Consider the following 12,236-nt stretch of genomic DNA (forward strand, 5'->3'; position numbering starts at 1 on the left):
AGAACCGACTTTGTCAACATGTCAAGATTGAAACGGAGCGCCCGCCGGTGGGATTGTGATCCTCATCGAAGATCCGTATCTCTGCTATACCGAGCGCGTGCCACTTGGTGTGTGTGCGCTGGCGTCGACCCGAAGTTCGAACTCGGCCAGGGCGAAGTGTTCGGGCCGGTCAATGTAAGCATGCCGTTCACCGGCGAGGCTGACGCATTGCCAACGATACGCAGTTCGGACTCGCCGCATCGGTGTGGACGCAGGATGTGGCGCGTACCCACCGGGTGGCGAGTAAGCTCATCTTCGGCATGGTCCGGATTAACGATGGCTGCTGTGTCGTGATAAGCGGTGAGTCCAGGCTTTTACCTTAGAATAAGGATTCCTTATGTAACCAACGAGTAGAATTGGTCGGCGACACCGCGTTCGACGCTATCGCGTTTCATCTGGCCGTTGCGGATCATATGCATCAGCTTGATGCTCGCCAAGATGATGCGGACGTACCGAAAATCCCTTAAACTCGCCATCTGCCTGGTGATGCGTTTGATTGCGCGATGGTCCTGCTCCACGATATTGTTCAGGTACTTGATCTGCCAGATGTGGATGGGAGTTTCCCGTTCGGCGTTCACGGCTTCGAGCGCGGCCCGATTCGCGCACTTTTGTCGATAGTGACAGTTTCGGGCTCGCCGTTCCAGGCGATCGCCTACTCAAAGTAGCGCCGGGCCGCAGCCTTGTCTCGACGCGCACGCAGCATGTGGGGTCTCATGGCCCGTAGGATGGAGCCCCGATCGTCAACGACCATCAGGAAGTTGACGACCGGCCGGCTGGCGTTAACGACTCAACGTCACGCTCCAAGCAGCGGATCCGATGCGCTGTCACGCCCGGTTTCCACGTGACCGGCAATGCGCCACAGGGCGTTTTTGTCGGAGTCGACTGTCACTGTCAGGTCGTACCACCCGAATGAATTTCGCAGATCAATCATCAGAACGCTGACATCACCGCCCCGCACGCTGCGCTCGCCGCTGATCGGCGAGTTGTAGGCACTGTCGACCTTGAAAACGGATCGCGCTTTACCCGGGTTCGACAGACGTAGTTGCAGATTGCCGTTTGCGACATCGTAGCCATCGGCAACCTGAACCGCTGTTCCTTGATTCCCTGTAGGGTCTGCTTTGCCCACGAAGCGCCGCAGATAGCCATTGGGTCCGAACACGGAAAAGTCGTAGATCCCCCCCGGAGCGGGCATCAAATCGTCCGAAAGGTCCTTACCTGCTTCAAGCGTATAGCTACGTGGCAGATCCGTCGCATTGCCCGAATAGACCAGGAGGTTGACACCCGCGCGCCCCGTGTTCGTCATGTGCAAGCGGAACGCGTTGCCTTGCCCGTTCACGCCGCCGCGAACGAAAAACTCGTACGGCAGTGCGCGTGCCGGCCGTACACCGGATTCCTGTTTCGGCAGTGACTGGGTGCTTGGGACGACAGGTATGACGTCCGGGTGACGGTTCTGGTCCGCCGGAAACGTGGTGACCGGCAGTTGCGGGAAGCCGTCGTTCGGGTTCCGGAAGTTGAAAACCGAGGTCAGGTCTCCACACACCGTGCGGCGCCATGCCGTAATATTCGGTTCCTCCAGGCTGTTGCCGTGGCCGAAACGTTTCTGGATAAAGCGGATGATCGATGTGTGGTCGAAGACTTCGGAGCACACGTAACCACCCTTTGACCATGGCGAGATGGCGATCATCGGTACGCGCGGCCCAAGACCGTAGGGACCGGGTTGATTGTTGCCCGAACCCGCGAAAAACTCGTTCGCCGTGGAAACCGTGGAAAGGCCAGTTCCGGGCGTGGATGATGCATACGGCGGCGGCATGTGATCGAAGAGGCCGTCGTTCTCGTCGTAGGTCAAAAGCAATACCGTCTTGCTCCATACTTCCGGATTGGACGTGAGCGCCTGAAGGACCTGGTCGACATACCATGCGCCGTAGTTCGGCGGCCAGTTGCCGTGTTCCGAAAACGCTTCCGGGGCCACGATGTACGAAACCTGAGGCAGCGTATTGTTTTGCACGTCCTTTCTGAGTATGTCGAAGTAGGTCCCGCTCACCTCGACCTGCGTACCCGTGCGTGCCTTTTCGAACAACGGACTGCCCGGTTGCGCGTTCTGATACTGCTTGAAGAACAGAAGCGAAGTATCTCCGAAGTTGCCGATGAAGGGATTCTTGTCGTCGCCCCAGCCGGTCGACGGATTCAAACCGGAACCCGTGTCCTGGTAGATCTTCCACGATATGCCGGCGGCCTCCAGCTTTTCCGGGAATGTGCCCCATGAGTAACCGGCTTCGGCGTTATCGATCACAGGGCCGCCTCCGTTCCCGTCGTTGCCTACCCAGCCGGTCCACATGTAGTAGCGGTTTGGGTCGGTCGGCGTCATGGCCGAGCAATGATAGGCATCGCAAATCGTAAATGCGTCGGCCAGTTGATAGTGGAACGGGATGTCCTCGCGCGTCAGATGGAACATCGTCGTCGTGCCCTTGGCCGGCACCCATTGGTCATAGCGGCCGTTGTTCCATGCCGCATGCGTGCCGGGCCAGCTGTGATCCAGATCCTGCACGAACTGCAAGCCGAGGTTCGGAAGATCGGGGCGGAAAGGCAAGACATAGCCGTCGGCGTTGCTGGCGGGTTGGAAGAATACGGACTTACCGGTTGTAAGCGGAATGGGGCGCGTGTCGCCGAAGCCGCGCACGCCGCGTAGTGACCCGAAGTAGTTATCGAAAGAGCGATTTTCCTGCATGAAGACGACGATGTGCTGTACGTCTTCGATAGTGCCGGTCGCATTGTGCGCGGGTATCGCCAGTGCACTGCGGATACCAATAGGCACTGCACCCAGTGCGGTGGCCGCGCCGGCCGCTTGCGCAGCGGCTCGCAGGAAATCACGTCGACTGTTTGATGTCATGTTCGTTGTTTATCTGCCGTTGATTGAGGGAAACGGCGTCCAGTGCAGCCAGAACATAAGGAATTCGTGGCTTCACGGCACGCGCTACAGGAAGACAACTGTTGACTCGCAACCGCGTAAGGCATCCGGGAGAATGGGCCTTGAACATGACCGGAATGTGGCAATTACTTTAGAAATGAGGGGATATGTGGCGACCTGACGTTGGCATTGAGTACGTCTGCTTCGCCGATGTGCCGGATCATGCCAACGGCTTCTGGACGAGACCATGGCATCGGCGCATGCGTGTGTCCCGAGTAGGCGGAACGTTAGCTAGTACGTTGAGAAACGTCAGGCGCAGAGTCATTTGCTTGATGCAATTTGCGTCGGCTATCTAGCACGAAGAGGCGTCGGGGGCAGGGTTGCATTTCGCAATTGCGCGCAACGGTAACGTCAATGCCTCATCGTCATCGAAGTTGAATCTCGCAATCGAAAGTTTGGACTAGACACGTTGCTCGACGGCGCATCCGCGCTTCCTCCGATGAAGGTGCTCGATGTGGAAGCCGCCACGACTTCGCTGCAGAAGCTGCTGAGATTTGCCGCGGTGCCCGGCAAGCGAAACGCGCTTGCTGAGGCACTTGATCTTTCGACCGTGACGGCGGTGTCGAATCTCCACGTCGCCGCATCGAACCTGCGCCTGCTGCGGGGCAGCCCGGGGCCTTTTGCGATGGGCGTGGTGTCCTTGGGCGACGGGTGTGCCGCATTTGGCCACAACGCTGCGCATGCGGAGCTTGTAAGAGAAATTATTTGTCGCGCAATGGAATAGTTGCGCGCAGGTTACGTTCTAGTATGGGGACGCAGGCCTGCGTCGCGGCCGGCCAGCAGTCCGACAATGCGCTACCTCATCAATCACGAGATCGCTTTGATTCACACAACGATTCAACCCGTCTGGGTCCGCATTACACACTGGATTAATGCGCTCGCTGTCGTACTGATGGTGACAAGCGGCTGGCAGATCTATGACGCCTCGCCGATCTTTCCAGCTTTACAGTTTCCTTCCGCCATCACATTGGGCGGCTGGCTCGGCGGGGCCTTGCAATGGCATTTCGCAATCATGTGGATGCTGGTCGCGAATTTCCTCATCTACGTCGGGCTGAATATCGCTTCGGGACGTCTGCGCCGGAAACTGCTGCCGGTCAGCTTCAAGTCGCTTGCAACCGATTTCGTCGCCGCACTGCGTGGCACGCTCGGGCACGAGGACCTCACACGCTACAACGCGGTACAGAAATTCGCCTATCTCGTGGTCATCGTCGATATCGCGGTCTTGGTCCTGTCGGGACTCGCGGTATGGAAGTCGGTGCAGTTCCCGCTGCTGCGCACGCTGATGGGCGGATACGACAATGCGCGCGTCGTGCATTTCGTTGCAATGAGCGTGCTGGTGGCGTTCTTCGTCGTGCACGTCGTCATGGTCGCGCTGGTGCCGCGCTCATTGCTTCTGATGATTCGTGGTCGGTAATCATGACCTTGCGAAAAAGGGCTGTGAAGCCTGATACGTTTCTTTCGTCTCACGCAGAATCCATCATCAAGGATGCGCGCAACGAACTGAAAAATCCGGCGCGCCGGCTGCTCGGAAAGCGAGTTCTCACGCTCGGCGGCATTGCGATGCTGTCAGGCTGCGATTTGTCCAATGACAAGTCGGTGAACACCATGCTGCGCAAAATGTCGTTCTTCAACGACGAGGTGCAGGCGCTGTTGTTCAATCCGGACGAGATGGCCCCGACCTATCCGGAGTCGATGATCACACGGCCGTTTCCGTTCAACGCGTTCTACGATATCGACGATGTGCCCGAAGTCGACGCCGCCACATACCGGCTACAGGTGGGTGGCCTGGCGACTGGCAAACGCGTGTGGACGCTCGACGAGTTGCGCGCGTTGCCGCAGGAAAGCCAGATCACGCGTCATATCTGCATCGAAGGATGGAGTGCGATCGGCCGATGGGGTGGCGTGCGCTTCTCCGATTTCCTGAAACGCACCGGCGCGGACATCACGGCGAAGTACGTGTCACTGCACTGTGCGGACAACTACTGGACCAGCATCGACATGCCAACTGCGTTGCATGTTCAGACGCTGCTCGCACTCACATACGACGGCGAGGTGCTGCCGCCGAAATACGGCTTCCCGATGAAGCTGCGTATGCCGACCAAGCTCGGCTACAAGAATCCGAAGCACATCGTCGCAATCAGCGTGACGAACGAATATCCCGGCGGTTACTGGGAGAACCAGGGCTATAACTGGTTCGGCGGTTCCTGATGCGCGCTAGTCCACTCGAAACTCAACAGTCCTTTACGGAGCATTCATGTCTATCCGCCTGAAACTTGGCGTCATCCTCGCCACGCTGACTTTTGCCAGTGTCGTGCCCGCTCAGACGCCCGCCGCCAAACCGTCGCGCATCCGCGGCGATGTTGTCTCGCTCGACGGCGACGTCCTGAAGGTGCATCGTCGTAGCGGCGACACTGTGTCGATCGAGCTCAAACCGACCGTTGCCGTGTCGGCGGTCAAGGCCATGCAGCTTTCGGACATCAAGCCGGGCTCCTTCGTCGGTACGGCCGCAACGACGGGCACTGACGGAAAGTTGACGGCCACCGAAGTGGTTGTCTTCCCCGAATCCGCGCGCGGCTCGGGTGAAGGTCACTACGCATGGGACCTCGGTCCGAACAGCACGATGACGAATGCGAACGTCGACACGGTTGTTCAGGGTACCAGCGGCCGGAATCTGAAGCTGTCGTACAAAGGTGGGAGCAATGAGGTAACCGTACCGCCTAACGTACCCATCGTGACTTTCACGCCGGGCGCCCGCGCCGACCTGACCCCGGGCAAGAAGGTGTTTGTGGTCGCGACGGCTGCACCGCAGGGTGCATTTGTCGCCCAGCGCGTGGTGGTCGAAAAGGATGGAGTCGCTCCGCCGATGTAGTCGATTGGCGGTCGGATGGATGACCTGCCCGCTGCGGTAGCACGTGATTCAACGTCCGCAGCGAGTCGAGTTATGCTATCCGCAGCATCGCGTGTTCGTTGTTCCCTAAAGGAGAAAACTAAATGTCACGATCCATCTTTCAGTGCGCTTTCATGGTGTTCGGTGGCCTGGCCTTAGCGGGTACGCTGACCTTAGTCCAAGCGGCGCCGGTCTCATTTGAAGTGCCGTTGACGGGCGCTCAACAGGTTCCCCCAGTGCAGACTCCAGGCAGCGGCAGCGCCGACCTCACGTACGACTCAGGCACGCGGGTCGTAACCTGGAAAATCAGCTTCAGCGGATTGTCGAGTCAGGCCACGATGGCACATTTCCACGGGCCCGCCCCAGCCGGCAAAAACGCCGGCGTGAAGGTCTGGCTCTCCCAGAAAGGCAACATGGAGGTGACGAGCCCCATTAGCGGCCAGGCCACGCTGTCCCCGGACGATGCCAGGATGTTCGAAGCCGGTGACATGTACATCAATGTTCACACCAAAAGCAATCCGAACGGCGAGATCCGCGGCCAGGTGGTGCCGCCGAAGAGCAACTGACGCGACCACTGAAGCGGCATCCTGAGATCAGGTTCCCGGCGAGCTCAGAGATAAGCCGCGAGCAGCATCACCACGGCAGCGCCGACGCCGAGCGGCAGCAGCGCCAGCAGCGCTGGCGTCTGCCGCGGCGCGTCGATGGACGAGGGCAACAGCTTGTAGCCCGTTAGCATCGGACGCAGCAGGTTGTGTCCCTTCGCTACCGCGTAGAGAGCGATCACGAACACGTGCAACACCACCGCGGCGAGCAGCACGTCCCAAACAAGCCCGTGCAGCGTCGAGATCACGTTGGCGAGCCACGCGGGCACGACTTCGCTCAATGGTCCTTCGTCGGCGATGTCGTTGTTGACGTAGAGCCCGCTCAGCGTCTCGGCCAGCAGCAACGCGAGCAGCAGCAGAACCATCCAGCCGCCGGCCGCATTGTGGCCCACCTGCACATCCGGCTCGCGGCGAAACAGATGGTGCAAATGGCGAAGTGCAGCCGCGGGCGACGCCACGAAATTGCGAAAGCGCGCGGTCTCACTGCCAAAGCAGCCCCACAACAGCCGGGAAATAACCAACGCGAGCAGCGTCTCGCCGACCCGGACGTGCCAGTCGATCCAGTTTAGCTTCAAGGTGACATAGGCCGCCGTGACCAGCGCGACCACCAGCCAGTGAAACAGTCGCACTGGCGCGTCCCAGACCAGCACCGGGCGGCGGACAGGCAGTGTCGGCCGCGTGACAAGTTCGTGAGCATCCATGTGTTGCGCCTCCGTCCGCAAGCGGCTGCAAGAGATACAGGCCCGGGGGTGAACACCACTCCGGAGAATAGCAATGCGGTGACGCAATAGCCCATGATGTCCCGTACGCCAAGCTTCTCAATCGCGAGCGCCGACAGCGCCCGAAACGGTTTCACCATAATGGTCCAAGCCTCGCCGAAAGCGATTGCCATTGCCGCTTTGCCCAGGTCCGCGTGCAGTGCGTGCGCGGCTGGTATCGCGATTACGAATCTACCAGATCGTCCAACCGCGCGCCCGTTGTGGGTGGCGAAACGACCGATGTACTTCAGAAGCGGCCGTTGAATCCTGCCCGGTCGAAGGGCCTAATTGGGTCCAGGCCTTGTGGAAACGCCGAGATAATCTCAATACACGCGGCTCGGGCATCAACCAGAGCCGTTGGCAATTCGCGTATGGCCCAGTTCGCCGATGGTGAACCGCTGAAGGGCTCTAAGGCCCTTTAAATGGCCATTGTTTGCTTATCTATGAGACCAACGGGTGCTCACGCGCCCGCCAGCCGCATCGCCTTCATTGTTTTCTTGAAACCCAGGATTCGCAGCACTCGCGTGAGATTGTAGGCAAGTACGTTAAAGGCTCATCTCGGTGCCCACGTTGGGCAGCCTCCGTGTCAGGAAATGCGTGTAGTCCATCCAATGCTTGAACGTCCCGAAGACATGTTCGACGGTCCGTCTGCGTATCGTCATTGCGTCCGGTGCCCTGTCGAGCCGACGCTGGACTGCTTCCAGCACCGACTCATGTTCCCATCGACTTATTCGTCGTTGGACGCTCGGCGTGCACTGTGACTTTATTGCACATTGCGAACAGGCACTGCTCCAGTACCGGCGCATTTGCATGCCGTGTTCCTCACTGGTGTAACGGTAAATCGCGCGTTCGCCGGCTGGACATTGGTATTCGTCGTCTCGGGCAATGTAGATGAAGTCGGCCCTGTCAAATCGACCATGGGACTTCGCGCTTGATGTCGTGGGTTTTGGCAGCATCACCGCAATTCCGGCATCTGCGCACTCCTTGATCCGAGGCCCACTATAGTAGCCACGATCGGCGACTGCCCGCAGTCTGGCCTTACCCATCGCATCGCGCGCAGCCTTTGTCATGGGGCTAAGCCGCGCCCGGTCGCTGCCAGAGTTTGTGACCTCGTGAGCGACGATGAGGTGGTGTTTGGCGTCTACCGCCTGTACGTTGTAGCCCACCATGCCTGAGCCTTTGCCGCTCGTCGCCATGGAGCGTGCATCAGGATCGGTCATCGAGAGCTGACCGTCGGGCTCAGTCTTGAGTTGCTCCTTGATCTGCTCGAGATTTCGCATCTGCTCGCGCAAGCGTGCGATCTTGTCCTGCAGGCGGGTTGTCTTTGCTTCCAGCTCAGCGGGTTGCGTACGGTCAGCAGTCTCCAGCGCGTTCAGATACCGCTGGATGCTCTCCCCGATCTGCTTCTGGCGCTTATCAACCTTACCCTCTGTGAAGTTGCGATCGCGAGTGTTGACTGCCTTGAACTTGCTGCCGTCGATGGCAACAAGCGCTTGCGAGAACACCTTCAGTTCACGGCACAGCATCACGAAGCGGCGACACACGTTGCGAATGTCGATGCCGTTGTCGCGACGGAAGTCAGTTATGGTCTTGAAGTCCGGCGCCAGACGGCCGGTGAGCCACATCAATTCAACATTGCGTTCGCATTCACGTTCCAGGCGGCGACTCGACTTAACCCGGTTCAGGTAACCGTAAATGCAGATCTTCAGCAGCACGGCCGGATGATAGGACGGGCGACCTGTAGTCGACGGCATCGCTCCATCGAAGCCCACAGATCCAAGGTCAAGCTCTTCAACGAACGCCTCGATGATCCTGACCGGATTGTCCTCTGCAACGAAGTCATCGAGGCATTCTGGAAGCAGCGTCACCTGCTTGCGATCTTGACCTTCTATGAATCGCTTCATCCGGCCACCCATGCTGAATGAGTTAATCCAGTTTAGGTGATCAGTGTGTTTTCACACAAGCTCGGTCGCGTGCTGCCGATCGCCGCCTTACGCGCAACAAGAAAGAATGCACCATGCATGAGACAGCAAGCAGCCAACGGGAAGGAAGTCGAACTTCGTTCAAGATCACAATTCGTATCAATATGCAAAGTCGCGGTGCGGCTTGCAAAGGCGCAAAGAGTTGCATATGTTCATACGTAAGCCACCGATCACGAATTTGGAATCCGCTGGCCGACCATTCACATGAATGATCACTACATCTGGAGAGCATCGGTCATGGTCGAGCAAAAGCGGATTCATGCTGCGATCCTCGCCGCAGTGATCGCCTCGATTGCGCCGACGTGTCAGGCGGAAAACACCACCGACTGGCTGGCGAACACCTATGGCACCCTTGCCGCCCACGTGGGTAACACCGCGCGTTCCATGTGGGTCGCGCCCGAAGGCGTCATCTACACGGCCTCAATGTGGGACGAGTACGAGGGTGGCGTCGCTGTCTACCAGGCCGGCAAGAGCATTGGCTCGATTGGGGCGCACGGAGAGTTTCAGGGCGGCGCGATCACGGGCAGCGCGACGTCGATCTTCGTGGCACTGCAGCCCGGCGGGACATACGGAAGTGGTGCGGTGGGCCGATACAACCGTACCACCAGGGCTCGCGATCTTTTGATACAGGTCAGTGCATTTAACAACCTGCCCCGGGTCGACGTCGTCACTGGACTGGCCACGGCGGCCTCGCTCCTCTATGCGAGCGACTTCTATGGCAACCGCGTCCGGATATTCACCACCGACGGTATCTGGAAGCGGGACATCAACGTCACGGGCCCGGGTGCCCTCGCAGTGGATGGCACGGGCAACGTCTGGGTCGCACAGAAGGGTGAGGGCTCGGTCGTCGAGTTCAGTCCAACCGGCGCGCTGTTGAACACCATCCAGATGCCGGGTGGGGCGCGGCCATCGGCGCTCTATTTCGATGCGTCATCGGGGCAGCTCATGGTTGGGGATGAAGGCCCCGACATGAACATCAAGCGCTATAAGCTCTCGGGCACGCCGGCGCTGGCCAGTACATTCGGCATTCAGGGCGGTTATCTCGATACCACGACGGGAATCAAAGGGCAGGTTGGCGACAAGCGCTTCACCCGCGTCACTGGCATCGGCAAGGACACCGCAGGCAACCTCTATGTGCTCAACAATCCGTGGGGCGGAAGCTGGGATCTCGGCCGCGACGGCGGCACCGACATTCACTCTTACAACAGTTCTGGTCGGCTGCAATGGAAACTTCAGTCTCTCAACTTTGAGGGAATCGCCGCTGCGGACCCGGGTACCGACGGCGTCTACTTCTATGGAGGCACCGACATCTACACCGGCACCGCAGGGGGAACCTTCGTAGCGAACACTGTCGATCCGTTCGACTATCCATCCGATCCACGCATCAACATCAACGATCGCTCACGGGACGAGCATTTCGGTCAGCTTGCCACCATCGGCGCAAACCGCATCCTCGTGGCATCCGGCCAGAATCCCGATACCTACTACTTCTTTCACTTCAATGCTGCGAATGGCTACATCGCAATACCGGACGCCACGCTTCCCGGTGCGGCGTTCAAGACGACCGCAGCGGTCAGGGACGGATTTTGCATCGACAGCAAAGGAGGCGTGTGGGCCGGCCTGGACAAGACCGGTTACATCTACCACTATCCGCTGATCGGCTTCGACGCCAGCGGCAAGCCAACATGGGGGCCCGGTATCCCCATTCGCATTCCCGAGAGCATCAAGCCGTTGACGCGCATCGTCTACCTCGCGGACAGCGACACCATGATTCTCGGGCAGGGCATTGTTGGGAGTACGGACTGGACGTCGATAGGTACGCGGATCGAGGTGTATCACGGCTGGAACTCGGGCAACACCACGACACCCAATCCGGTGATCAACCTCACCCACGCTGGCGCCAAGTCGATTGACGCGGCCGGCAGCTATCTATTTGTCGGCTACTGGTTCGGCAGCGGGCAAGCTCTGCCGAACATCGACGCCATCAATCTCGCTACAGGCAACCTCGACACCACGCTGGTCAACACCAGTACCGGTACCGTTGACGCCAGCAGCGCCATCGATTCGATGTACGGCATCAGGGCATACCGTCGGTCGACGGGCGAGTACGTGGTCACGAAGAACAACGTCAAAGGTTCCAGCATTACCGTTTATCGCTGGACGCCCTGATCGTGCGTTTCGTTAGCGAGAGAGCGGCTTGTTATGACCGTTTCTGCTCCGCACAGCATACTCACGGGTGAACGGCTACGTTGGGGAAAATCAAACGGCCGCTGGGGGGCGACCTGCGGTGCTCATCATCTGGCTGAGTGCGGGCATGAAGCGTTGTTCGGACGTCGCGCCACCCGGACGTTCAGACGTCCGCTCCGCCCCGCGTAGCGGGCGTAAGAAATTCCTTCCTGGCGATACCTCAGCTCGAGTTCTAAGTTTCTTCGGCTTGCCGACCGATGGCGCCCGCGTCGTAACCCAGTCGCTCCGATGCAAGCGCCGCGCAATCGAGCAACGAATTGATATGGGCCGACTCTCCAGAAACCGGCAGATCGTTGTCCCGTCCAAGCAGCCCAATCACGACGGAGACTTTACCCGTGTGGTCGTAGACAGGAGCAGCGACGGCATTTATGCCGGGTACGCTCAGCCCCGCGATTGCTGCATAACCGTTCGCGCGTACTTCTCGATAAAGCTCGCGCAGCTGTGCCGACCTGAATTTTTGCCCGGAAACCGAAAGCGTGTGCTCCTGAAGCCTGACGGCCTTCTTGACGATCTCCTCGGGCAAATGGGCCGCGAAGACCCGTCCCGTCGCGCTAAGGTGAATTGGTAGTTGCGCTCCTGGCCTTGTCACTGTAAAACGCCACCGGCTTGCCATGCTGCTCCAGATACGCCCGCGTCGCCTCGAAGTAGCTGAAGGTCGACTCCGTCGCCGTGAAGTGCAGCGCCATGATCCGGCTGGTTGCGTCGTCCACATAGACCAGCAGCGTGCACGCCGGCGCCCGCTCCTCGAACCAGCGA

Annotated in this window: 10 protein-coding genes and 4 pseudogenes; 7 read left to right on the forward strand and 7 right to left on the reverse strand. The window is 59.2% G+C overall.

The features are described from left to right. Positions 1–257 precede the first annotated feature (257 nt). Positions 258–362: a hypothetical protein gene (locus tag P0D89_RS47380; protein ID WP_408369145.1), complete on the forward strand. Its 105-nt coding sequence runs from the start codon at positions 258–260 to the stop codon at positions 360–362. A 12-nt stretch (positions 363–374) separates the two neighbouring features. Here P0D89_RS47380 and P0D89_RS47385 read toward each other — a convergent pair. After that, a pseudogene (locus tag P0D89_RS47385) lies at positions 375–742 on the reverse strand (DDE-type integrase/transposase/recombinase); the annotation flags it as partial. Positions 743–832: 90 nt separating this feature from the next. Then, positions 833–2,926: a phosphocholine-specific phospholipase C gene (locus P0D89_RS47390; protein WP_408369147.1), complete on the reverse strand. Its 2,094-nt coding sequence runs from the start codon at positions 2,924–2,926 to the stop codon at positions 833–835. Between the two features lie 487 nt (positions 2,927–3,413). On the opposite strand from P0D89_RS47390, the gene P0D89_RS47395 reads away from it, so the two are divergent. The 5 genes from P0D89_RS47395 to P0D89_RS47415 all read left to right on the forward strand — a co-directional run bounded on the left by P0D89_RS47395 (position 3,414) and on the right by P0D89_RS47415 (position 6,457). After that, complete coding sequence (locus P0D89_RS47395; protein ID WP_408369149.1) at positions 3,414–3,728, forward strand: hypothetical protein; 315 nt, start codon at positions 3,414–3,416, stop codon at positions 3,726–3,728. A 66-nt stretch (positions 3,729–3,794) separates the two neighbouring features. Beyond that, positions 3,795–4,418, forward strand: a complete 624-nt coding sequence (locus tag P0D89_RS47400; protein ID WP_408369151.1) for a cytochrome b/b6 domain-containing protein — start codon at positions 3,795–3,797, stop codon at positions 4,416–4,418. A 2-nt stretch (positions 4,419–4,420) separates the two neighbouring features. After that, the gene (locus tag P0D89_RS47405; protein WP_408369153.1) at positions 4,421–5,212 is read left to right on the forward strand and encodes a molybdopterin-dependent oxidoreductase; all 792 of its coding nucleotides are present in this window, start codon (positions 4,421–4,423) and stop codon (positions 5,210–5,212) included. A 46-nt stretch (positions 5,213–5,258) separates the two neighbouring features. Beyond that, positions 5,259–5,873: a hypothetical protein gene (locus P0D89_RS47410; RefSeq protein ID WP_408369155.1), complete on the forward strand. Its 615-nt coding sequence runs from the start codon at positions 5,259–5,261 to the stop codon at positions 5,871–5,873. A 122-nt stretch (positions 5,874–5,995) separates the two neighbouring features. Continuing rightward, positions 5,996–6,457 carry a CHRD domain-containing protein gene (locus tag P0D89_RS47415; protein ID WP_408369157.1) on the forward strand — a complete coding sequence of 154 codons (462 nt, stop codon included), beginning with the start codon at positions 5,996–5,998 and terminating at the stop codon, positions 6,455–6,457. Positions 6,458–6,501: 44 nt separating this feature from the next. Here P0D89_RS47415 and P0D89_RS47420 read toward each other — a convergent pair whose 3' ends face one another. The 3 genes and pseudogenes from P0D89_RS47420 to P0D89_RS47430 form a co-directional block, all read right to left on the reverse strand. Further along, complete coding sequence (locus tag P0D89_RS47420) at positions 6,502–7,194, reverse strand: cytochrome b/b6 domain-containing protein (RefSeq protein ID WP_408378941.1); 693 nt, start codon at positions 7,192–7,194, stop codon at positions 6,502–6,504. Positions 7,195–7,235: 41 nt separating this feature from the next. Then, positions 7,236–7,430, reverse strand: a pseudogene (locus P0D89_RS47425) (TIGR00366 family protein); the annotation flags it as partial. Between the two features lie 281 nt (positions 7,431–7,711). Then, positions 7,712–9,155 (reverse strand): annotated as a pseudogene (locus tag P0D89_RS47430) (IS1182 family transposase). A gap of 315 nt (positions 9,156–9,470) precedes the next feature. Here P0D89_RS47430 and P0D89_RS47435 point away from each other — a divergent pair. After that, the gene (locus tag P0D89_RS47435) at positions 9,471–11,402 is read left to right on the forward strand and encodes an SMP-30/gluconolactonase/LRE family protein (RefSeq protein ID WP_408369161.1); all 1,932 of its coding nucleotides are present in this window, start codon (positions 9,471–9,473) and stop codon (positions 11,400–11,402) included. Positions 11,403–11,652: 250 nt separating this feature from the next. On the opposite strand, the gene P0D89_RS47440 is transcribed toward P0D89_RS47435, so the two are convergent. Both P0D89_RS47440 and P0D89_RS47445 read right to left on the reverse strand, forming a co-directional pair. Then, on the reverse strand, positions 11,653–12,093 hold the full coding sequence (locus P0D89_RS47440; RefSeq protein WP_408369163.1) for an IclR family transcriptional regulator domain-containing protein: 441 nt from the start codon (positions 12,091–12,093) through the stop codon (positions 11,653–11,655). Next, positions 12,062–12,236: pseudogene (locus P0D89_RS47445) on the reverse strand (ISNCY family transposase); the annotation flags it as partial. The gene P0D89_RS47440 and the pseudogene P0D89_RS47445, both read right to left, overlap by 32 nt.

It is taken from the genome of Paraburkholderia sp. RL18-085-BIA-A (assembly GCF_046027075.1).
Classification (GTDB): domain Bacteria; phylum Pseudomonadota; class Gammaproteobacteria; order Burkholderiales; family Burkholderiaceae; genus Paraburkholderia.

Coding starts and splice junctions, on each gene's coding strand:
- P0D89_RS47435 (WP_408369161.1), top strand. CDS start 9,471: ATGGTCGAGCAAAAGCGGATTCATGCTGCGATCCTCGCCGCAGTGATC.
- P0D89_RS47420 (WP_408378941.1), bottom strand. CDS start 7,194: ATGGATGCTCACGAACTTGTCACGCGGCCGACACTGCCTGTCCGCCGC.
- P0D89_RS47415 (WP_408369157.1), top strand. CDS start 5,996: ATGTCACGATCCATCTTTCAGTGCGCTTTCATGGTGTTCGGTGGCCTG.
- P0D89_RS47410 (WP_408369155.1), top strand. CDS start 5,259: ATGTCTATCCGCCTGAAACTTGGCGTCATCCTCGCCACGCTGACTTTT.
- P0D89_RS47440 (WP_408369163.1), bottom strand. CDS start 12,093: ATGGCAAGCCGGTGGCGTTTTACAGTGACAAGGCCAGGAGCGCAACTA.
- P0D89_RS47405 (WP_408369153.1), top strand. CDS start 4,421: ATGACCTTGCGAAAAAGGGCTGTGAAGCCTGATACGTTTCTTTCGTCT.
- P0D89_RS47400 (WP_408369151.1), top strand. CDS start 3,795: ATGCGCTACCTCATCAATCACGAGATCGCTTTGATTCACACAACGATT.
- P0D89_RS47390 (WP_408369147.1), bottom strand. CDS start 2,926: ATGACATCAAACAGTCGACGTGATTTCCTGCGAGCCGCTGCGCAAGCG.